At 64.3% G+C, this 21,480-nt stretch carries 20 protein-coding genes; all 20 read right to left on the reverse strand.

Translation table 11 applies throughout. The features are described 5' to 3' along the window. Window positions 1-25: 25 nt before the first annotated feature. Window positions 26-946: an N-acetyltransferase gene (locus AB4Z38_RS04310; protein ID WP_441428559.1), complete on the reverse strand. Its 921-nt coding sequence runs from the start codon at window positions 944-946 to the stop codon at window positions 26-28. A 142-nt stretch (window positions 947-1,088) separates the two neighbouring features. Continuing rightward, window positions 1,089-2,528: an NAD(P)/FAD-dependent oxidoreductase gene (locus AB4Z38_RS04315; RefSeq protein WP_441428560.1), complete on the reverse strand. Its 1,440-nt coding sequence runs from the start codon at window positions 2,526-2,528 to the stop codon at window positions 1,089-1,091. 71 nt (window positions 2,529-2,599) lie between these two features. Further along, a complete protein-coding gene (locus AB4Z38_RS04320) occupies window positions 2,600-3,988 on the reverse strand; it encodes a S8 family serine peptidase (protein WP_441428561.1) in 1,389 nt (462 codons plus the stop codon). A 16-nt stretch (window positions 3,989-4,004) separates the two neighbouring features. Next, window positions 4,005-4,970 (reverse strand): Ppx/GppA phosphatase family protein, encoded by a 966-nt coding sequence (locus AB4Z38_RS04325; RefSeq protein WP_441428562.1) that lies wholly within the window; start codon window positions 4,968-4,970, stop codon window positions 4,005-4,007. Then, window positions 4,967-5,683 carry a DUF501 domain-containing protein gene (locus AB4Z38_RS04330; RefSeq protein ID WP_441428563.1) on the reverse strand — a complete coding sequence of 239 codons (717 nt, stop codon included), beginning with the start codon at window positions 5,681-5,683 and terminating at the stop codon, window positions 4,967-4,969. The genes AB4Z38_RS04325 and AB4Z38_RS04330 overlap by 4 nt, the downstream gene beginning before the upstream one ends. Before the next feature lie 56 nt (window positions 5,684-5,739). Next, entirely contained in the window at window positions 5,740-6,477 is a 738-nt protein-coding gene (locus tag AB4Z38_RS04335) for an FtsB family cell division protein (RefSeq protein WP_441428564.1), read from the reverse strand. Window positions 6,478-6,634: 157 nt separating this feature from the next. Then, complete coding sequence (gene eno, locus AB4Z38_RS04340; RefSeq protein ID WP_441412180.1) at window positions 6,635-7,915, reverse strand: phosphopyruvate hydratase; 1,281 nt, start codon at window positions 7,913-7,915, stop codon at window positions 6,635-6,637. Between the two features lie 93 nt (window positions 7,916-8,008). Further along, the gene (locus AB4Z38_RS04345; RefSeq protein WP_441428708.1) at window positions 8,009-8,647 is read right to left on the reverse strand and encodes a MazG nucleotide pyrophosphohydrolase domain-containing protein; all 639 of its coding nucleotides are present in this window, start codon (window positions 8,645-8,647) and stop codon (window positions 8,009-8,011) included. A 196-nt stretch (window positions 8,648-8,843) separates the two neighbouring features. Further along, the gene (locus AB4Z38_RS04350; protein WP_441428565.1) at window positions 8,844-9,998 is read right to left on the reverse strand and encodes an adenosine deaminase; all 1,155 of its coding nucleotides are present in this window, start codon (window positions 9,996-9,998) and stop codon (window positions 8,844-8,846) included. Window positions 9,999-10,026: 28 nt separating this feature from the next. Next, window positions 10,027-10,731: a DedA family protein gene (locus AB4Z38_RS04355; RefSeq protein WP_441428709.1), complete on the reverse strand. Its 705-nt coding sequence runs from the start codon at window positions 10,729-10,731 to the stop codon at window positions 10,027-10,029. A 235-nt stretch (window positions 10,732-10,966) separates the two neighbouring features. Continuing rightward, on the reverse strand, window positions 10,967-11,617 hold the full coding sequence (locus AB4Z38_RS04360) for a DedA family protein (protein WP_441428566.1): 651 nt from the start codon (window positions 11,615-11,617) through the stop codon (window positions 10,967-10,969). Between the two features lie 65 nt (window positions 11,618-11,682). Beyond that, complete coding sequence (locus tag AB4Z38_RS04365; protein ID WP_441428567.1) at window positions 11,683-12,993, reverse strand: thymidine phosphorylase; 1,311 nt, start codon at window positions 12,991-12,993, stop codon at window positions 11,683-11,685. Continuing rightward, window positions 12,990-13,409 (reverse strand): cytidine deaminase, encoded by a 420-nt coding sequence (locus tag AB4Z38_RS04370; protein WP_441428568.1) that lies wholly within the window; start codon window positions 13,407-13,409, stop codon window positions 12,990-12,992. Before AB4Z38_RS04370 ends, AB4Z38_RS04365 begins: the two co-directional genes overlap by 4 nt. 2 nt (window positions 13,410-13,411) lie before the next feature. Further along, window positions 13,412-14,941 (reverse strand): ABC transporter permease, encoded by a 1,530-nt coding sequence (locus AB4Z38_RS04375; RefSeq protein WP_441428569.1) that lies wholly within the window; start codon window positions 14,939-14,941, stop codon window positions 13,412-13,414. After that, window positions 14,938-16,311, reverse strand: a complete 1,374-nt coding sequence (locus AB4Z38_RS04380; RefSeq protein ID WP_441428570.1) for an ABC transporter permease — start codon at window positions 16,309-16,311, stop codon at window positions 14,938-14,940. Before AB4Z38_RS04380 ends, AB4Z38_RS04375 begins: the two co-directional genes overlap by 4 nt. Then, window positions 16,304-17,854 (reverse strand): ABC transporter ATP-binding protein, encoded by a 1,551-nt coding sequence (locus tag AB4Z38_RS04385; RefSeq protein WP_441428571.1) that lies wholly within the window; start codon window positions 17,852-17,854, stop codon window positions 16,304-16,306. Before AB4Z38_RS04385 ends, AB4Z38_RS04380 begins: the two co-directional genes overlap by 8 nt. Window positions 17,855-18,017: 163 nt before the next feature. Next, on the reverse strand, window positions 18,018-19,124 hold the full coding sequence (locus AB4Z38_RS04390) for a BMP family lipoprotein (protein WP_236816176.1): 1,107 nt from the start codon (window positions 19,122-19,124) through the stop codon (window positions 18,018-18,020). A gap of 329 nt (window positions 19,125-19,453) precedes the next feature. Then, on the reverse strand, window positions 19,454-20,473 hold the full coding sequence (locus AB4Z38_RS04395; RefSeq protein ID WP_441428572.1) for an NADP-dependent oxidoreductase: 1,020 nt from the start codon (window positions 20,471-20,473) through the stop codon (window positions 19,454-19,456). Further along, on the reverse strand, window positions 20,470-20,901 hold the full coding sequence (locus AB4Z38_RS04400) for an organic hydroperoxide resistance protein (RefSeq protein WP_441428573.1): 432 nt from the start codon (window positions 20,899-20,901) through the stop codon (window positions 20,470-20,472). Before AB4Z38_RS04400 ends, AB4Z38_RS04395 begins: the two co-directional genes overlap by 4 nt. 60 nt (window positions 20,902-20,961) lie before the next feature. Continuing rightward, on the reverse strand, window positions 20,962-21,396 hold the full coding sequence (locus AB4Z38_RS04405; RefSeq protein WP_441428574.1) for a MarR family winged helix-turn-helix transcriptional regulator: 435 nt from the start codon (window positions 21,394-21,396) through the stop codon (window positions 20,962-20,964). Window positions 21,397-21,480 lie beyond the last annotated feature (84 nt).

Consider the following 21,480-nt stretch of genomic DNA (forward strand, 5'->3'; position numbering starts at 1 on the left):
CCAGTGCACTCCCCTCTTTGGTCTCCTAGAGCCCTCCGAATGGCGTGGCATAACGAAAGGTTCCGCTGACGCCGTCGGGCCATGCTTTGAGGGGAACCAGCTGGAAATGGTCTCCCCACCCGGCGTCGGGGGCCATCACCCCCAACTTTCGGGCGGGCAGAAATCCGAAGCGCGGATAGTACGCGGTACTGCCCAGCAGGGCTATGCCCGGTTCGCCCGCATCGTCGGCCCGTCGCGCGGTTTCCCGCAAGAGCGCAGATCCGATGCCGCGCCGCTGCAGGTGCGGCTGGACGCTGATCGGCCCCAGCCCCAAGAGCCGGAGCTCCCCGATCCAGCCGCGGGTACTGATGACGTGGCCTACGATCTCACCGGCTATCTCGGCCACGATGCTGAACTCCGGCAGGTACTCGTCGCAGTCGAAGAGTTCACGCAGCAGCGTCACTTCGGCCGGGACTCCTTCGACGGGCAGCCCGGTGACCGGGCTGGTGGAAAAGGCGGCAGCCGTGAGCGCCAGCACGGACTCGCGGTCGGCCGGCCTCTCAGTTCGAAGCACCACGCCTTGGCCCAGCAGTCCAAGCACTTCCATGGCGTGCCCGCGTTCGGCGGATGGAACCAAAAGGTGGTCGTGATGGAACCCGGCCAGGACGTTGCAGCTGATACCGGCTGCCGTGAGGGCGGAACTGACTGCCGCGGTGAGCCCCACGGCTTCCAGCGCAGAGTGGATTTGAAGGGTGATCCACGCCGCGACGAAATCGTAGGACAGTCCCAGGCGCCCGGCTTCCTCCCGGCGCAGCACCACGGTGAGGCCTTCAGCTTCGCGGACAGCGGCTTCGATATTGCCTTCAAGCGGTTTACCGTGCGGCCACAATGCGTACACGTAGTCGCCGTCCCGGAGCACGGGCTGCATGGATGTCAGGAGAGTCGTCAGATCGCTTTCGCCAGCCATGCTGCAAGTCTAGGACCCGCCGTCGCGGACCATGCCCACACCCGCCGCGGCAGACAGGACCAGGCGCCAACGAGTAAACGACGACGGCGGCCGCCTCCCGGGTGGGGAGACGGCCGCCGTCGGCGGTACTACTTGGCGTTCGCTACTTGGCGTCAGCCGTGACCGGAGCCTTGGCGGGCTCGGCCGCCGGTGCGGGTGCGGCGGCCGGCTTGGGGGCCGGGGTGGCCGCGGCCACGAAGGCTCCGCGCGGGTTGTCGAGGTCCAGCAGCTGGGTGGTGTCGCGGCCCATGGTCATGCCCAGGAGCCAGTTGAAGATCACGCGGACCTTGCGCTCACCGGTGGGGATGGCCAAGCCGTGATAGCCGCGGTGGGCCAGCCAGGCGAGTCCGCCCTTGAGACCGATACGGCCCAGGATATTGATGTTGGCAACGCCCTTCCATTCGCCGAAGCCGGCAACCGCACCGAGGTTCTTGTGCTTGTAGTCGGCCATGGGCTTGTCCCAGCGGGAGGCCCACAGGTTCTTGGCGAGGCGCTTGGCCTGCCGCAGTGCGTGCTGGGCGTTGGGAACGCAGGTGCCGTCCGGCAGGCCGCTGCCCGTGAGGTCCGGAACGGCAGCGATATCGCCGGCCGCCCAGGCGTTGTCGATGATGCCTTCGTCGCCTGCAATGCGCAGGTCCGGGAGGACACGGACACGTCCGCGCGGCTCGAGCGGGAAGTCGGTGGAGCGGATCATCGGGTTGGCCTGCACGCCTGCAGTCCACACGAGGGTGTCGGCTTCGAACTCCTGGGCAGGAGACTTGTCCGGCAGGTTGATGAGCTTGAGGCTACCCTCTGCGTTGTCGAGGGAGGTGTTGAGCAGGACCTCGATGCCGCGGCTGCGCAAGTGTTCAACAACCCACTCGGCCTGGGCTGCAGTGACCTCGGGCATGATGCGGCCCATGGCTTCGACAAGGACGAAGCGGACTTCTTCCTGGCGGATGCGCGAGTTGTTCTTGACGGCAGCGCGGGCGAGGTCTTCCATCTCGGTGATGCACTCGATACCGGCGAAACCGCCACCCACGACCACGAAGGTCAGGGCCTTGGCGCGCTCCGCGGCGTTCGTCATCGTGGAGGCGACCTCGATGCGCTCTAGGACCTTGTTTCGCAGGGCGACCGCTTCTTCGATGGTCTTCAGGCCAATGCCTTCGTCAGCGAGGCCCTTGATGGGGAAGGTGCGGGTAATGGCGCCGGCGGCAACCACGACGTCGAAGTAAGGGATCTCGAAAGGCTCTCCACCGTCGGCCGGAGCAACAACAGCGGTGCGGTTCTGGTGGTCGATGCTGGTGACGCGGCCCTGGACGAGTTCCGTCTGCTTGAGGTGCTGGCGGTGCGAGACGACGGCGTGGCGTGCCTCGATGTTGCCGCCGGCCACTTCGGGGAGGAAGGGCTGGTAGGTCATGTAGGGAAGCGGATCAACGACGGTGACGATGCCGCCGGCATTCGCGATCTTCTTCTGCAGCTTGAGTGCTACGTACAGGCCGACGTATCCGCCGCCGACAACGAGAACACGGGGACGGTCAATGAGCTCAGGGGAGGTTGCCATAAGAATAGAGTACAGCACCTTGTGAAAATCTTCACTAACTCTTTCCCGACGCTAAGCACCAGCCCCGGAGGCTATTTCGGGCCGCTCGGATCCATGACGTCCACCACGCCGGTCGCGGGCTCGTCGGGCAGTTCCGCGGAGCTCCGGTAGGCGCGTCTCAAGTGGACGGAGGCGCCCGCAACGATCGCCACGAAAAGCGAACCAAAGCCGATGACCACCGCGGCCGGAACCGCAGTGTCGGCTTGCGAGGGCGCCTTCGCCACGGGAACTGTGGGATCCGCCAAGGTGGCTGCGGGGATGCTCGGTTTCGACGTTGGCTGAGGCGTGGGGCTGCTGAGGTCCCCGCGCCGATGGACCCGGATCCATTCCGCAATGGATCCCACCGGATTGCTCGCCACTTCGGGCACATCGGCTTTCAGGGCCGCCCCGGCATTGAGGATGCCGTAGCCGTAGATGGGGTCCTTGCCGGGCGCCCCTGCATCCTCGGCCGTGGACACAATCCTGTTGATGACTTGCTTGGCGCTCATATCCGGCCATTTCGAGCGGATAAGCGCCGCGACGCCGGAGACAATCGGTGCGGAGCCGGACGTTCCGGCCCAATCTTCATAGCTCCCCCCGGGCAGGCCACCCACCAGCTTTTCCGCCGGTGCCGAGACGCCGATGCTGATTCCCTGCGAAGAAGCATCGACGCTGGCCGTACGGTTCCGGTCGAGTCCTGCCACGGTCAGGACGCCCGGAATCGTGGCGGGCGCGCCCACCTGGACGTTTCCGCCGATCCGGTTGCCCGCCGCGGCCACGATCACCACGTCCTTTTGTTCGGCATAGAGGAACGCCGCGTCCCAGCTTTGGGGCCAATCGGGCGAGGTGCTGCCGAGGGAAATATTGATGACCTTGGCGCCGTTGTCCACCGCCCATCGAACAGCTTCGGGAATCTGTTCCTGGTCCGTCTTGCCTGCCGGATTCGGAGAACCGAGCCAAGCGGAGACGGATAGGATCTCGGCCTCGGGGGCGACGCCGACGATTCCGTCCGGGCCAACACTGGAATCGGGCGAAGAAGATGAAATCGGCGACGGAGACCCCGATGGGCTGGCCGAAGCGTGTCCGCGCCCTGCAAGGAGAGTTGCAACGAGAGTCCCGTGCTCGGGTTTGGCCCCGATGCTCTTCTGTCCGTTCGGATCGCCCGCACCGGAAGCGTCGGTTCCGCCGACCACCGCGCCCTTGAGGTCGGGGTGTTGCCCGTCCACTCCGCTGTCGATGATGGCGACTTTCACCCCCGCGCCCTTTGACACCTGCCAGGCTGCGGAAATGCCGTACTCGTTGAGCCAGTATTCCTTGTCCCGCCAGGAGTCGGCGAACGCCGAAGGGGCAGTAAGCAGGGCCCCTGCAAGGGTTCCTCCGGCCAGCATGGCGGCCAGCGCGGCCGATGCTGTCCGGCGGCGCCAACCGTGTGGCAACGTCATCAGCGAATACCCACTCTTACCGATTACCCGGCATACTCAGAATACTCAGCGCGATGCCGTCGAGGATGTCGTGCTCGCTGGAGGTGGCCGCAGTGATGGAGCCCCCTCCCAGCTCAGCCAGGCGCTGGAGGATACGGCGCCATACGAGGGCTCCGGCTCCGATGACGTCGACGCGTCCGGGGTGCATGTAGGGCAGCCGGGCACGTTCCTCGCGACTCATTTCCAGCAGGCTGGTGGCGGCGTCGCTGATTGTCGCGAGGTCCAGGCTGGCACCATGGATGAGTGCGGGATCGTACTCGCTCAGGCCCAAGGCGTGCGCCGTGATGGTGGTGACGGAGCCGGCAACGCCCACGACGGCGGTTGCCCGGCCCAGCGGGACCGTGCGGGCGACGAGATCAATGGCTGCGTCGACGTCGGCTTCCGCGGCGGCGATCTGCTCCGGCGTCGGCGGGTCGTTGCGGAGGTGCCGTTCGGTCAGCCGCACGCAGCCGATGTCGACGGACTTGGCGGCAATGACGCCGTCGCAGTCTCCGAGGACGAACTCGGTGCTTCCGCCGCCAAGGTCCACTACAAGGACGGGGTCCTTGCCGCGCGAAGGCAGTACGCTGCTTGCACCGGCGAAGGACAGGGCCGCTTCTTCGTCGCCGGAGATGACCTCGGGTTCGACGCCCAGCAGGTCCCGGATCCCTTCAACAAAGACGTCCCGGTTGCGGGCGTCCCGGCTGGCAGAGGTCGCCACGAAACGGACGCCCCCGGCGCCATGATGGCGGATCAGCTCGGCGTAGTCGGCGGTTGCCGCAAAGGTGCGTTCGAGCGCCTCGGGGGCAAGTTCGCCCGTGGCGTCAACCCCTTGGCCGAGCCGCACCACGCGCATCTCGCGGACAACGTCCCGCAAGGGAGAGCCTGGGTCCACACCGTTTGAATCCGCGATCAGGAGCCGAATCGAATTGGTGCCGCAATCGATGGCAGCTACCCGGTTCATACGTTGAGCTCCCCTGCGGCTGGTTCCCCTGATGGCTCTGTTGCGTGGGAGGACTTGGATTTGCGGACCGGGGCGGGACGGCCCACGATGTCCGGCAGGCCCTGCGGTCCGTGGCGGCTGAGGTCCCGGGACGGGGCCTCCCCCGCACTGTCCCACGCGCCGTCGCAATAGCAGCGGTCCGTGGTCCACCATTCGCTGATCGCCCCGAGGGCCTCGTCGCCGAGCGGATTGACGCCGGGACCGGCGGCCAGGGAGTGGCCGACAAGTACGTGCAGGCACTTGACGCGGGTGGGCATGCCGCCGGCCGAGACGCCTGCGATCTCGGGGACGTCCCCGGTGCCGGCCCGTCCGGCAATCTCGTCACGCGCCTTGAGATAGGCTTCGTGGGCGCTCCTGTAGGCCGCTGCCAAAGGCTCGTCAGCCGCGAGCCGTTCGTTCATCTCATTCATGAGCCCCGCGGCTTCCAGCCGCGACACGGCGGCGGTGATGACGGGGTGCGTCAAGTAGAACGTCGTGGGAAACGGGGTGCCATTGCTCAAGCGCGGAGCGGTCGCGGCGACCAGCGGGTTGCCGCACACGCAACGCGCCGGGATTTCGACGACGTCGCGCACAGGCCGTCCGAGCTGGCGGCTGAGGATTTCGAGATCGTGTGCTGATGGCTTGCGGGACTCCTGCGATGCAGGTGCCGAGTTGTCTTCCACTGGCGCTGCCATCCTTCCTGCCCTGTTTGGCCGCGTCCGTCAGGGCGCGACGGCGGCGGGCACCGCGTCTAGTCTGTTGCCGAGCGCCTGATGGATTCCCACAGGCCATCCACCCATGGCAGATTGGACGGGCTTCCGGAAGCTCCTGAGCTGGTGCTTCCGCCCGGTGTTCCGGCGGGAACGTCCCCACCAAACACCCAGTAGCCTGCTTCACCCGGCATAACCATGTTAATGCGGTCTCGGGCTTGTTGTTTCACATAGTTGGGGTCCTGCCACCGCGTGATCTGCTTCTGGAGGCTGGCCTGCTCGGCCTGTTTGCTGGCAATGTCGGCTTCCAGGCCGGAGATTTCCGCCTTTTTCTCCAACCAGATCTTGACTGTGGGCGCGAGCATGATGGTGATCGCTATCATCACCACGGCGAGGGCAAGCATGCGGCCGGAGAAAGCCTTCGCGGGCACGGGACGCGCGCTGTGGTCCTTGTCGGGGTGAGCGGAGCCGGCACCGGACGCTTTGTTGGATGCCTTGCCGACAACCGGAGTGTTTCCCGGCCTGCCCGGAAGCGAAGGTCCCGGTTTCGCCGCAGAACCAGCCTTGGATCCGGGCTGGCCCTTGCTTTGGGTGCCGCCTTCGGTCCTGGCATTGGACGACGTCCTGGACCCGGCGTGAACCTGGCTCTCTTGCTGGCCCGCGCTTGCCTTGCGGGACTCGCCGAAGTCGGCACGGATAACGTGGCCGCCGTCGGGGCTCTTTTGTGGCGAGCGGCCGAGGGCATCTGCCCGGGGGACCTTGGGGCGGCGGGTGGCCATGACACTCCTGTAATGCCTGGTGCTTGCCTGGCGGGTTGCTGCGCTTTGCGTGCCTCACGGAGCCTGCGGTTTGCCGAAGTGCTCGCACATTTCGTTAAACAGAACCGGTGGCTATGGTCTTTCCACCATAGCCACCGGTCAGCTGTTTCAGCGGATACTAGCCCTTGAAACGCGGGAAGGCGCTGCGGCCGGCGTAGCGTGCGGCGTCGTCGAGCTCTTCTTCGATGCGCAGCAGCTGGTTGTACTTGGCGACGCGCTCGGAGCGGGCCGGGGCACCGGTCTTGATCTGGCCCGCGTTGGTGGCAACGGCGATGTCAGCAATGGTGGTGTCCTCGGTTTCACCGGAGCGGTGCGAGGTGATGGTGGTGTAACCGGAGCGCTGGGCCAGGGAAACGGCGTCCAGGGTTTCGGTCAGTGAACCGATCTGGTTGACCTTGACGAGCAGGGAGTTGGCCGTGCCGGAGTCGATGCCCTGCTGCAGGCGGATCGGGTTGGTGACGAAGAGATCGTCGCCAACCAGCTGGACCTTGTCACCGATGGTGTCGGTGAGGGTCTTCCAGCCTTCCCAGTCGTTTTCGTCCAGCGGGTCTTCGATGGAGACCAGCGGGTAGTCGGCAACGAGTTCGGCGTAGTAGGCGCTCATCTCGGTGGCCGAGAGTGCCTTGCCTTCGAACTGGTAGGCGCCGTCCTTGTAGAACTCGGAGGAGGCGACGTCCAGCGCGAGGGCGATGTCCTTGCCCGGGGTGTAGCCGGCGTTCCTGATGGCTTCCTGGATGAGGTCCAGCGCGGCGCGGTTGGACGGCAGGTTCGGCGCGAAGCCGCCTTCGTCGCCGAGGCCGGTGGAGAGGCCCTTGGCCTGCAGGACCGACTTGAGGTTGTGGTAGACCTCAACGCCCCAGCGCAGGCCTTCGGAGAAGGTCTCGGCGCCGATCGGGGCGATCATGAATTCCTGGATGTCGACGTCGGAGTCGGCGTGGGAGCCACCGTTGAGGATGTTCATCAGCGGGACGGGCAGGACGTGGGCGTTAGGGCCACCGAGGTACTTGTACAGCGGCAGGTCCGCGGAAGCGGCAGCTGCGTTGGCCACGGCGAGGGAAACGCCGAGGATGGCGTTGGCGCCGAGCTTGCCCTTGTTCGGGGTGCCGTCGAGGTCGATCATGGCCTGGTCGATGCTGCGCTGGTCCGTGGCGTCGAAGCCGATAAGGGCCGGGGCGATTTCGTCGATGACCGCGTCAACGGCCTTCTGGACGCCCTTGCCGAGGTAACGGCCCTTGTCGCCGTCGCGCAGTTCAACGGCTTCGTGCTCGCCGGTGGAAGCACCGGAGGGAACTGCCGCGCGGCCGATCTGGCCATCGGAAAGCAGAACTTCAACTTCTACTGTCGGGTTTCCGCGGGAATCAAGGATCTCGCGGGCGTGGATGGCATCGATAAGCGCCATGGACTGCTCCTTATGGTGAAGCGATTTACTGGGAATCTTGAGGGAAATTCTCGACGTCCTCGTCGCCACTAGCCTAGTCGAGACCGGCCAAGGTTACGGAACAGCGTCGAACCCCTCACGTTTTGTGGCTTCGCCGTCGCGGCCCTGGTAGCGGCGGACGGCGCCGCGCAAGGCCCGTTCGGCGTCGAACCCCTTCTCCCGCGAGCCCGCGACGACGGCAAGCAGCAAGTCTCCAAGCGCAGCTTCGGAATCGGGAACCTCCACCGCCCCAACTGGACGTCCACCGGGTTCCCCGCCGCCCGCACGTTCCGCACGCTCGGCACGGTCAAGGGACTTTTGCGCCAGGGCGAGGGCGGGAAGGTGGGGTGGAATGCCTTCGAAGGGATCCGAACGCCCGGGCTTTTCGGCCTTCTTCACGGCGTCCCACTTTTCGACGATCTCCTCCACGGTGGCCGGAAAGGATTCTTGCAAGGATCCGTCCGGCTTGAAGACGTGCGGGTTGCGCCGCACCATCTTCTCCGTGATGGTGCGCGCGACGTCGTCGAAGGTGAACTGTCCTTGCTCCTCGGCGAGCCGGGCGTGCAGCACCACTTGGAGCAGCACGTCTCCCAGCTCGCCGCGGAGTTCGTCGGCAGTGTCGGAACCGGAAGCGCCGGCCTCGATCGAGTCGACCACCTCGTACGCTTCCTCGATCAGGTACTCGACGAGGGACTCGTGGGTCAGCGCCCCCATCCACGGACAGTGCTCGCGCAAAGAGGCAATCTTCCCCAGCAGCTCCCCAACCTCGCAAGCTCGGCCGGGGACCCCCGCTGCCGTGGGCCCACCAAGCAGCTCCCCAACCTCGCAAGCTCGGCCGGGGACCCCCGCTGCCGTGGGCCCACCCAGCACTTCAGCGGGTCGTTCAGAGGCTGCGCCGCCAGGGGCCTGCTTAGCCAAGGTTGGCGTAGGCGTCGTTGATGTACTCCACCAACGCTTCTTTTTCATCCAGCGGCAGGAACGACGACTCGGCGGCGTTGAGGGTCAGTTCGAGGAGGTCGTCGAGATCGTAGTCGAAGGTCTCCACGAGAAGCTCGAACTCGTCCGTGAGCGTCACGCCGCTCATGAGCCGGTTGTCCGTATTGATGGTGACGTTGAAGCCCAATTGGTAGAGCATGTCCAGCGGGTGGTTCTCGATGCCTTCGCCGAAGTTCGCGATTGCCCCGGTCTGCAGGTTGGACGAGGGGCAGATTTCCAGCGCGATTCCGCGATCGCGGACCCAGCCGGCCACCTCACCCAAGGTGACCATACCGACGGTGTCCTCGGCGTCGTCGTCGGCTTCTTCGCCCTCGGCATCTTCGAATTCAACGGTGATGTCCTCCGCGATACGTACGCCGTGGCCCAAGCGCAGGGCGCGTCCGTCCACAAGGGCCGACTGGATGCTTTCCAGGCCCGCGGCTTCGCCGGCGTGCACCGTAGCCGGGAAGTTGTGCTCGGCCAGGTAGGTGAAAGCGTCCCTGAAGCGGGAAGGCAGGAAGCCGTCCTCGGCTCCGGCGATGTCGAAGCCGACAGCTCCGTTGTAGCGGTGGCGTACGGCGAGCTCGGCAATTTCCTGGCCGCGGTCCGCGTGGCGCATCGCCGTGATGAGCTGGCCCACCTGGATCTGGCGGCCGGACTCCTCAACGGCGTCCACGCCGGCGTCGAGGCCTTCCTGGACCGCGTCCACAACCTCATCCAGGGTGAGGCCCTTCTGCAGGTGCTGTTCGGGTGCCCAACGGATCTCACCGTACACGACGCCGTCGTCAGCCAGGTCCTCGACGAATTCCTTGGCGACGCGCGCCAGGCCTTCCTTGGTCTGCATGACAGCGATCGTGTGGTCAAAGGTTTCGAGGTAACGGACCAAAGAACCGGAGTCGGCGGACTCACGGAACCACTGGCCCAGCGCTACGGGATCCGTGGAAGGCAGGGTGTGGCCGGCAGCCTCAGCCAGCTCAATAATGGTGGCCGGGCGCAGTCCCCCGTCCAGATGGTCGTGAAGGGAAACTTTCGGCAGGCTCTTCAGGTCGAAGTCAAGGGCAGGGGCAGCGTCAACAATAGGCTCAGTCACGTCTCAACTCTAGGGGGACGGAAGAAGCTTAGCCAGCAGGGTTTGAGCGCTCGACGCCGGCCGCCGCGTTAACCGCGGTACCCGCGTCTGCTGCGGCTGCTTCCGCGGAAGCTGCTTCCTTCTTCTCGCCGTCCTTCTTTTCCCCGTCCTTCTTTTCAAGGTGCTTGTGCCACCAACGCAAGGAGTGGTCCACAATGACGCCGAGCACTACAGCGAATGCCACGGCAATCCCCACGCCGAGGAGCGGGTTGTTGTGCACCCAGTGGCCGGCCAGGGATCCAATGCCGATCGAATAACCTACCCACGTGAAGCACGCGAAGGCATCCAGGAAGAAGAAGGTCTTGTGGCGGAAGCCGGTCTGTCCAGCGACGTAGTTCACCGCTACCCGGCCCCAGGGGATGTACCGGGCCGTGAAGATAAGCACTGCGCCGCGCTTGTCCAGCTCGTAGTGTGCCCAGGCGAACATCTTCTGGACCTTCGGCTTGCGCATCCATTTCCAGCGGTCCAGGCCGATCTTGCGGCCCAGCATGTACGCCATGTTGTCGCCCGCCATGGCCCCGACGAGCGCAGTAGCGCCGAGGAGCCACAGGTTCGGCTCGCCCCGGTGCATGGCAAGGGCCGAGAGCCCTACGATCGCGGTCTCACTGGGAAGGATCGTGGCAAAGCCGTCGATGAAAAAGAAAACCAGGAGCACCGGGTAGATCCACGGTTGCCCGGCGGCATGCTCGAGCATGTGGTTCATGAAGTCCACGCAGGCATTGCTCCTCAAGGAAAGTCACACGGTCGCGTGACATAGATCGCTATCCAGTGTCCCATGGCCCGGGCGTCGTTCGCTACGCCCCGGCCGGGGTAGAACACAATTTAAGGCTAGCTCGAAAGCTGGAATGGAAGCATCCCCCCGTGGAGCGATCTTCCGGCGCCGGGGGCTAATACCAAGGGAGGAGACGGCGCCACCCTGACTACGCAAGCTACACGACGGATTCCTCTTCGGGCTCCCCGGTTTCTTCGTCCTCTTCGGTGGAAGGCGTGGCCCCGCGGACTTTGCTGATGATCCGGTCCACGATGATTCCCAGGATGACGGCCGCGCCGATCGCGATGATCGCTCCGAGCAGGTGGTTGTGCTCGAACCATTGGCCGAAGAAGACACCGATGGCCACCGAATAGCTGGCCCACAGGACGGCAGACATGGCCGTGAGCGCCACAAACATGCCGTGCGGGAAGTGGGTTGCCCCGGCCGTCAGGTTGACCGCCACCCGGCCGATGGGGATGAACCGGGCCACCATGATCAGCGACGCGGCCCGGCGTCGAAGTTCCCTCCCGGCCCAGCGGAAGGCACCCTGCATCCGTTGGGAACGCATCCACCGCCAGCGGCGAACACCTACTTTGCGGCCGATCAAGTAGGCGATGTTGTCGCCTGGGAAAGCCCCCAGGGCCCCCACCAGGATCAGCAGCCACGTGTTGGGCATCCCTGCGGTCACGGAGACTGCGGCGAGTCCCACCACCATCGACTCGCTGGGAACGGGCGGGAAGAAACCGTCGATTACGCAGCAGGCAAAAACCAGGAGCAAGACCCAAGGCTGCCCGGCCGCGGCGAGGATGAAGTCGTTGATGGCTTGCACGGTCTTCCTAACGAATGGCCGCAGGGATTATCTCCCGGGCATCCTGGAATGCCCGGGAGATCAGCCTAGGAGATCCGGTCGATGATGAGCCTTTGCGCCGGCCGTGAGCCTTCCGGCGCAATGAGCACGGCGTCTTCCAAGGCTTCCTTGGCCCTTGCGAACTTTTCCGGGGTGTCGGTCAAAAGGGTCATGAGTGGCTCCCCCGCCCGAACCAGGGCGCCCGGTTTGGCGTGCATCCGCACCCCTGCACCGGCCTGGACGACGTCTTCCTTCCGGGCACGTCCGGCGCCGAGGCGCCACGCAGCCACACCCACGGCCAGAGCGTCGAGCTCCACCAGGACGCCGTCGGCCGGAGCCGGAATAACCTCGGATTCCTTGGCCACAGGCAGGGCGGCACGCGGATCGCCGCCCTGGGCCTCGATCATGCGGTTCCAGACGTCCATCGCGCGGCCATCCTTGAGGGCGGCGGCGGGGTCGGCGTCGTGCACTCCGGCGCAGGCGAGCATCTCTTCGGCGAGCCTGACGGTCAGCTCGACGACGTCTTCCGGACCGCCGCCCGCAAGCACCTCCACCGATTCCTCCACCTCGATGGCATTGCCCGCAGTCAAGCCCAGCGGCGTGCTCATGTTCGTCAGGAGGGCCACCGTGTTGACGCCCGCATCCTTGCCCAGGGCCACCATGGTTTCGGCCAGCTCGCGGGCACGGACTTCGTCCTTCATGAACGCCCCGGAGCCCACCTTCACGTCGAGCACCAGGGAGCCCGTTCCTTCGGCGATCTTCTTGCTCATGATGGACGAGGCAATCAAGGGAATGGCTTCCACGGTGCCCGTGACGTCGCGCAGGGCATAGAGTTTCTTGTCCGCCGGAGCCAAACCCGTGCCGGCGGCGCAGATGACTGCACCCACGTCCTGCAGCTGGGCCAGGATTTCCTCGTTGCTCAGGTTCGCCCGCCAACCGGGAATTGCTTCGAGCTTGTCGAGCGTGCCGCCCGTGTGGCCCAGTCCCCTGCCGGAAAGCTGGGGAACCGCCACCCCGAAGACCGCCACCAACGGCGCCAGCGGAAGGGTGATTTTGTCCCCGACGCCCCCGGTGGAGTGCTTGTCGCTGGTGGCTTTCACGCCGCCGTCGGGACGCCGAAGGCTGGAGAAGTCCATCCGCTCGCCCGAGGCGATCATCGCCTCGGTCCAGCGCGAGATCTCGGCACGGTCCATCCCGTTGAGCAGGATCGCCATGTTCAAGGCCGCCATCTGCTCGTCGGCAATGACGCCGCGGGTATAGGCATCGATGGTCCAGTCGATCTGCTCCGGGCTCAAGGTGCCCTTATCCCGCTTGATGCTGATGATCTGTACGGCATCAAACGCTTCAGTCTGTGTCACCGGTTCTCCTCGAGGTTGTCCAGGTTGTCGGGACCGAAGGCATCTGGCAGCACTTGGTCCATGGTCTTGATGCCCTGCGTTGTCATGAGTTGCATGCCGGGTGCCCGGAATTCATACAGCAATTGCCTGCACCGGCCACAAGGCATGAGGACATTGCCCTTCGAGTCGACGCAATAGAACGCCAGCAACCTGCCGCCGCCACCCATATGAAGGTCTCCCACCAGGGCGCACTCGGCGCAGAGGGTGAGTCCATAGCTGGCGTTCTCGACATTGCATCCACTGACGATCCGTCCGTCCTCGGTGAGGGCAGCGGCCCCCACCGGGAACTTCGAATACGGAGCGTAGGCCTTCCCCATGGCGGCCACCGCGGCAGCCTCGAGGGCCGCCCAGTCCACTTCGGTACCCGTGACCGCCACGGTCAGCCCTTGACGTACGGTATGCCGCTTGCCGCCGGCGGCCGGGACCTGCCCACCAATCCAGCGACGGCGAAGACCGTCAAGGCGTAAGGCAGCATGGCCATGAACTGGCTCGGCACGGGCGATCCGATGATGGTGATGACGCTCTGGAGGTTGTCCGCGAAACCGAACAGCAACGCGGCGAGGAAAGCGCCGATCGGGTTCCAGCGCCCGAAGATCAGCGCCGCCAAGGCGATGTACCCGCGGCCACCGGACATGTCCTTGCTGAACGCATCCACGGATACCAGTGTGAAGAACGAGCCGCCAATGCCAGCAATCGCACCGCCCATGAGCACGTTCCAGAAACGGGTCCGGTTGACGTTGATGCCCACGGTGTCGGCCGCCTGCGGGTGCTCGCCGACGGCCCGCACGCGCAGTCCCCACTTCGTGTGGAAAAGGCCGAGGTAAACGACGATCACGGCGATGTACATCAAATAGCCCACGAGGGACTGGTGGAACAGGATGGGGCCGATGATGGGGATATCGGACAGGAATGGAATGTCCACCGGAGGCAAGCGCCCCGGCTTGTTGAGTCCATCCGGGTCAGCCGTCAGCAGCGTCGAGAAGAGGAAGCTCGTCAGTCCACTGATAAGGACGTTGAGCACCACGCCGACAATGATCTGGTTGACGAGGTACTTGATGCTGACTACCGCCAGGACCAAGGAAACCAGAGCTCCAGCTACGGCCGCCGCGACCAGCCCGGCGTAGACGTTGTGCGTCACCGTGGCAACGACCGCGGCGGAGAATGCTCCCAGGAGGAGCTGCCCTTCAATGGCAATATTGACCACACCGACGCGTTCACACAGGACGCCGGAAAGGGATCCGAAGACCAGCGGCACGGCCAGGGTCACGGATCCTGCGATCAGTCCGGCGAGGGAGATCGACGGCTCATCGCCATTTCCACCGGCCACGATCCAGACCATGAACCCGATGAGGAACACAGCGGCAAAGGTACCGCCCACCCAGCGGGGTGCGGCCTTCTTCGCCTGGGTGAGATACACCGCGTAGCCGGCCAGGCCGAGGAGAATCACCGCGGCGGTCCAGCCGATGGCCGCCGATGGAAGCGTGATTTTGGAAACCTTCGCCACGCCGAGCGCGGCAAGGCCGAGGACCACCACGGCGGCGACAGTGGATGCGGGCAACCAACCCGGTACCGTGCCTGAACCCGACGCGGGGTTTGAACCCGAAGCGAGGCCTGAACGACGGCGGACGAACCACAGGTATCCGAGACCAACGGAAAGCAGAAGGGCCAGGACGAACGTGACCAACGCAGCAACGCTGGAGGCCGCTTCATTGGCTGCCTCGGCAATTCCGAAGCCAGCCGACTTCGAATTGGACATGAAACCGAACAGCACGGTTCCCAGGATTGCGAGCAGGGACAGTCCGATTCCGGCCTTCCAGCTCACCAGCTCGGTGGAACCCGTTTTTCCGGGGCTCGCCTGGGGTTTACCGGCGGGTGTGCCACCGCCGGGCTGAGTTGTTGTGGTGCTCATGCTGTTGCAGCTCCGCTCTCGAGTTTTCCGGAGGGGATGCTTCCGGAGCCGGGGCCGCCAGTGGCCTTCTTCTTTTTCCGCGGGTTCAGCCCGAAGATCGCGCGCACCAGGGGCGGTGCCGCAATGAACAGGACGATCAAGGACTGGATGACCAAGACGATGTCGATGGGGGTCTGGGTTTCAGCCTGCATCGCGACGCCGCCCGCACGGAACGCTCCGAACAGAAGCCCGGCGAAGAAGGTTCCCCAAGGCGTCGAACGGCCCAGCAGCGCGACCGTGATGGCATCGAATCCGATGGAAGCCGCGACGCCTCCAGAGAGGTATTTCTCCGTTCCGGATACCTGGGCAATGCCGGCCAGGCCCGCAAGCGCACCCGCGATCGCCATCACCAGGATCACGGCGCGGGGAACGTTGATTCCAGCGGTGCGTGCTGCGCTCTGGTTGGCGCCCACGGCCCGGAATTCAAAGCCGAGCGTGGAGCGCTTCAGGAGCCACCAGACGAAAACCGTTGCCAGCACGGCAAGGAGGAAGCCCGCGTGGAGCCTGAACTGGGGGCCGAGCAACTCCGGGAACAGTGCCGACTGGTCCAGGAAGGGCGAGATCGGGTTGGTCGAGCCCTTGCGCTGGAAAGCCGGAGTGGTCAGGAGGAACAGGAGCAGGAAGTTGGCGATGTAGTTCAGCATGATGGTCACGATGACCTCATGGGCACCGGTCCGGGCCTTGAGGAGGCCGACGACGCCGCCCCACACCGCGCCGCCGACGAATCCGGCAACGATGACGAGCAGCAGGTGAACCAGGAAGGGCAAGTGCCATGTGAAGCCCACGTAGGCACCGAACAGCGCGCCAAAGATGATTTGCCCTTGCGCACCGATGTTGAAAAGACCCGCACGGAAGGCCAAGGCCACGCCGAGACCGGCCAGGATCAGTGGCGTTGACACCGTCAGGGTTTCAGTGATCGGGTACAGCTGGGCGGCGGCGTCGGCCCCGGCCCAGTTGAATATCGAACCCTGGACCAGTGCCACGTAGGGCCTGAAGACCTCGGTGAGCATGTCCCCCGGTTGCGCGAAGAAATAGCCTGCTGTTTCGGCCACTTTGGGGTTGGTCACCGCCATCAGGATTCCGCCGAGCACAATCGCGAGCAGCACTGACAACACCGAGACCATGGCGTTTCCGGTCACGATCTGCCGGAAGACCGTACCACCGGCAGCGTGCGGGATCTGTCCGCCCTGGCTGGTAGCCGGAATCACTGACGGGGCCATTGCGCCGTCCGCCGTGTCCAGTGCGACGTCCAGGACGACCTCGTCGTCCAATGTTTCCGGGCGCTCCGGCTCGACATCGTTTTCCTGTCGAGGGGTGTTGGACTCAGACATGTGTTCCTCCCTCGAGGGTCTTGTGCGCAGTCAGTTCTGCCTCATGTTCCGGAACGCCGGCCATCATCAAGCCCAGCACATCGCGGGAGGTACCGGCGGGAACGATCCCGACCAGCCTTCCCCGGTAGAGAACGGCGATCCTGTCAGCGAGCTCAAGCACTTCATCGAGCTCCGTGGACACGATCATCACCGGAGTTCCGTTGTCCCGTTCGGCAATGACCCGCTTGTGCACGAATTCGATGGAGCCGACGTCGAGGCCCCTGGTGGGCTGCGATGCGATGAAGAGCCTCAATGGCCTGGACAGCTCCCTGGCAAGGACCACCTTTTGCTGGTTGCCTCCGGAGAGCGTACCCACGGCGACATCGATCGACGGCGTCCGCACATCGAACTCCTCGACCTTCTTCTCCGCGTGGGAAGCAATCAAGGCAGGTTTCATGCCGATGCCTTGGGCAAAAGGCGGCTTGTCGTACAAATCCAGGATCATGTTCTCGGAAATGGAGAACGTGCCTACCAGGCCGTCGATCTTGCGGTCCTCAGGGACGAACCCGACGCCGGCGGACAGGACCTGCTTGACGCTCTTGCCGAGCAGTTCGACGTCGTCGAGGACGATGGACCCGGTGACGTGCTGCTGGACGCCGAGGATGGCTTCCGTGAGTTCCGTCTGGCCGTTGCCTTGGACACCGGCGATGGCGAGCACTTCACCCTTGGCGATGTCGAAGCTCAGCCCGTCCACGACGTGCTGGCCATTGTGGTCCACAACGGTCAGGTCCCGGACCTTGAAGGTAGCCTCACCCGGTTGGGCGGGTTTCTTTTCCAGGGTCAGGCTGACCGCCCGGCCCACCATCGCCGAGGCGAGTTCCGTCGGGGACGCCGAGGGATCGGCCGAGCCCACTACTTTCCCGCGCCGGATCACCGTAATGATGTCCGAAATTTCCTTGACCTCACGCAGCTTGTGCGAAATGAAGACAATTGATTTTCCGGCGGCCTTGAGCTGCCGGATGATATCCAGAAGCTCATCGGTTTCCTGCGGAGTGAGAACCGCGGTCGGTTCATCGAGAATCAGGACTTCGGCGTCGCGAACGAGTGCCTTGATGATCTCGACCCGTTGCTGCACGCCCACGGGCAGGTCTTCCACGAGGGCATCGGGGTCGACGTGGAATCCGTATTGTTTGGAAATTTCGGAGATCCTGCGGCGGGTTTCATCCAGGTTCAGGAAACCGGCCGCCTTGGTGGATTCGTTTCCCAACGCGACATTTTCGGCGACGGTGAATACCGGAATCAGCATGAAGTGCTGGTGGACCATTCCGATCCCCGCCGCCATGGCATCGCCGGGACCCTTGAAAACAACCGGCTTGCCGTCGACTAGGATTTCGCCGTCACTGGGGTCGTAGAGTCCGTAAAGGACATTCATCAGGGTGGATTTGCCGGCACCGTTTTCGCCTAGGAGGCAATGGACTTGGCCGGGTTCAACCACGAGATCGATGTGGTCATTGGCTACGAGGGATCCGAAGCGCTTCGTGATCCCTTTCAGTTCGAGTTTCAAAACTCCAACCCATCTATAAAGGATGGCTCCTCGTCATCACCGTGCTCCCAGCATAGTGCTCGGCCTAGGAGTGTCGAAGAGCAAATTGAAGGCAACGCAGAACGCGCCGCCCTTCTGCCAAAACTCGGCTGAAGGGCAGCGCGACGCGGTTTAGCCCGGATTATTACTTGGGGCTGGACTTCGATTCGACCTTGACTGCGCCGGAGATGATGTCCTTCTTCAACTGGTCAAGATCGCTCTTCATGTCAGCCGGCACTGCGGAGTCGAGATCGTGGAACGGGGCAAGCGCCACGCCCCCGTTGTCGAGCGTGCCAACGTAGGGGCTGGGGTCGAACTTGCCGTCCTTGTCGGCTTTGATGACCGTTTCGACGGCGGTCGCCATGGTCTTCTGGACCGAAGTCAGGATGACCGACTTGTAGGCGGGTGCGGTCAGGTAGCCATCCGAGTCGACCCAGATCAGCTTTGCGTCCGTGCCCTTTGCCTTGGCGTCAAGGATCGCACTTCCGGCGCCCGCTCCAACCGGTCCAGCGACGGGAAGGACGACGTCGGCCCCTTGGTCCAGGAATCCCTGGGTGAGGACCTTGCCCTTGTCGACCTGCTTGAAGTCGCCGACGAACGTTCCGTCCTGCTTGTCCTTGTCCCAGCCAAGCAGCTGGACGGACTTCCCCTTCTTCTGGTTGTAGTACTTCACGCCGTCAGAGAAGCCGTCCATGAAGATGCTCACGGTGGGGATGTTGAGACCACCGAAGGTCGCAACCTTGCCCGTCTTGGAAGTGCCGGCGGCGAGGTACCCGGCCAGGAACGCGGCCTGTGCAGTGTTATAGACAATCGGCTTGACGTTCTTCGGGAAGGTGGGGTCCGAGTAGTCGATGATGGCGAAGTGGCTGTTCGGGTTCGCCGTCGCAATGTTCTTCGTGGCGTCCCCCAGCAGGAAGCCGACCGTAACTGTCAGCTTGCAGCCTTGCTGGACCATGGAGCGAAGGTTGGGGTCGTAGTCCGTGTCGGCCTTTGACTGGACGTGCTTCTCCTGGATGCTCAGGTCCTTGGCTGCCGCCTGAAGGCCCTCGTAGCCTGACTGGTTGAACGACTTGTCATCGAAGCCGCCGGAGTCGGACACCATGCATGCGGTGTAGTCCGACTTGGTGGCGCTGCCCGAGCTCGACGCAGACGGTGCGCTACCGCAGCCTGCCAGCAAAAGTGCAGCGGCGCCCGCAGTTGCGACGCCTGCAAATGAACCGCGCTTTAGTGTGGCACGCAGTGATTGCTTCAATTTTCCTCCAGGAAGAAAGTGATTGATGCTACGACAGTTGGTCAATGAGTGTCCGTTTCGAAAACTCGAGTCTGAAATTCTGTTTTCACTGATGCTTCGCAGCACTGCGCCAGGGGCGCACTGATGGCACAACTTTAGTGGGATTGAACACACCCGGGTAACACAAAAGCCCAACAGCCAGAAGATTGTTGAGCTTTTGTTACCAAGCAGTAGAGGAACTCCCAGCCAACGGCCCTAGGATGCCGGGCCTCCCCCGGCGCGAACTGGCAGCAGATGCCCCCAAAATTCGCTTTTGCGGGCATCTGCTGCCAGTTCAGCAGGGGGTTGCGTCAGCTCAGGCGGACGAGCATCTTGCCTGTGTTGGCTCCGTCCAGGAGGTCGATGAAGGCCTTCGGCGCGTTTTCGAGCCCGTCGACGATCGTCTCGTCGTAGCGGACCGTTCCGTCCGCCAGCCATCCGGCCATCTTCCCGGCGAACTCCGCAGCGTGCTGGCGCTGGCCGCCTACCAGGAAGCCACGGATGGTCAGTTGTTTTCCGATCACCACGGCCAGGTTCCGCGGGCCGGGAGTGGGCTCCGTGGAGTTGTACTGCGAAATGGCACCGCACATTGCCACGCGGCCACCCACAGTGAGGACTGCGAGGGCGGCCTCGAGGTGTTCGCCGCCCACATTGTCAAAGTAGACGTCGATGCCGCGTTCCCCTGCCGCCTCACGGAGTTGCTTGGCCACCGGACCGTCATGGTAGTCGAAGGCCGCGTCGAACCCGAGTTCCAGCAAGCGCGCCACTTTCTCCGGGGAGCCGGCGCTGCCGATCACCTTGGAGGCGCCCATGGCCTTGGCGACCTGGCCGACAATCGAACCTACTGCGCCTGCGGCACCGGAAACGAAGACGACGTCCCCGGCTTTGAACTCGGCCACCTTGAGCAGCCCGGCATACGCCGTCAGGCCCGTCATGCCAAGCGCACCGAGGAACGCCGACGTCGGCGCCAGGCCGGCGGGAACCGGCGTCGCGATTGCCGCATCCACCACGGAATATTCGCGCCAGCCGAGCTGGTGCACGACGACGTCACCCACCTTGAGAGCCTCGGAACGGGACGCGATCACCTCACCCACCGCACCGCCGTCGAGCGCTGCGTCGAGTCGGAAGGGCGCCGAATAGGACTTCGCATCGTTCATGCGGCCGCGCATGTAGGGATCGACCGACATGAACTCGTTGCGGACCAGGACCTGGCCGTCCTGGAGCTCCGGAAGATCGGTCTCGGCCAAGCGAAAGTTCTCCGGGACGGGGCGTCCTTGCGGGCGGGATGCCAGCTGTATTTCGCGGGTGCTCTTGGGAACAGCGGCGCTCATGCGGCCACCTCCACAAGCTTGATGTCGACGGCGATGTTCCCGCGGGTTGCGTTGGAGTAGGGGCAGATCTGGTGGGCCTTGGCTACGAGCTCCTCAGCGGTTTCCCGGTCGAGGGCAGGCAGCGCGATTTCAAGCTCCGCGGCGAGCCCGTATCCTTCGCTGCCCTCCAAGGCACCGAAATGGATCTTGGCTGCCACGGCGGAATCACTCAGATCCACCCGGGCTTTGCGTCCGACCAGCCTGAGTGCCGAGTGGAAGCATGCCGCATACCCGGCGGCGAAGAGTTGCTCAGGGTTGGTGCCCTGGCCGTTTCCGCCCAGTTCCACCGGGCTGGCCAGTGCTACGTCCAGCTTGCCGTCATTGGTGCGTGCGTTGCCTTCGCGGCCTTCACCGGAGGCAAGTGCCTCGGCTGTGTACAAAGTCTTCACTGTGGTTCCTTTTCCTTTGATGGGATGGACGTGTTGGGATGGGCGTGTTGGGATGGGCGATCAGATGGCTGAATGGAGGGCGGCGGTGAGCCGGCCCAGGGTGTCGTGAAGCTGCGCAAGCTCGGCTGCGCTCAAGCCGGCGGCGTCGGCAAGCCGTTGCGGAACGGCCCCCGCCCGGGCGCTGAGGGCCCGTCCGGCGTCGCTCAGGTGGATCTCGACGCGACGCTCGTCTTCGGCTGAACGCCGGCGCTCCACGAAGCCCAAGGCTTCAAGCCTCTTGAGCAGCGGCGACAAGGTGCCCGAATCGAGTCCCAGCTCGGCGCCCAGTTCCCGGACGCTTCGCGGCTCGTTTTCCCAGAGCACCAGCATCACGAGGTATTGCGGATACGTCAGTCCAAGCTCGTCGAGCACCGGCCGGTAGACCGCCGTGGCCGCCTTGGAGGCGGAATAGAGCGCGAAACAGACCTGGCGGTCGAGGCGTGGGGCTTCACTCATAATCATAACGATAGCTCACAATTAAATTGCGCACAACTCACTTTCCCAAAAAACAAGCGCGAACTGGCAGCAGATGACCCCAAA

Origin of the sequence: Arthrobacter sp. 2RAF6 (genome assembly GCF_052115205.1) — a bacterium.
Taxonomy (GTDB): domain Bacteria; phylum Actinomycetota; class Actinomycetes; order Actinomycetales; family Micrococcaceae; genus Arthrobacter.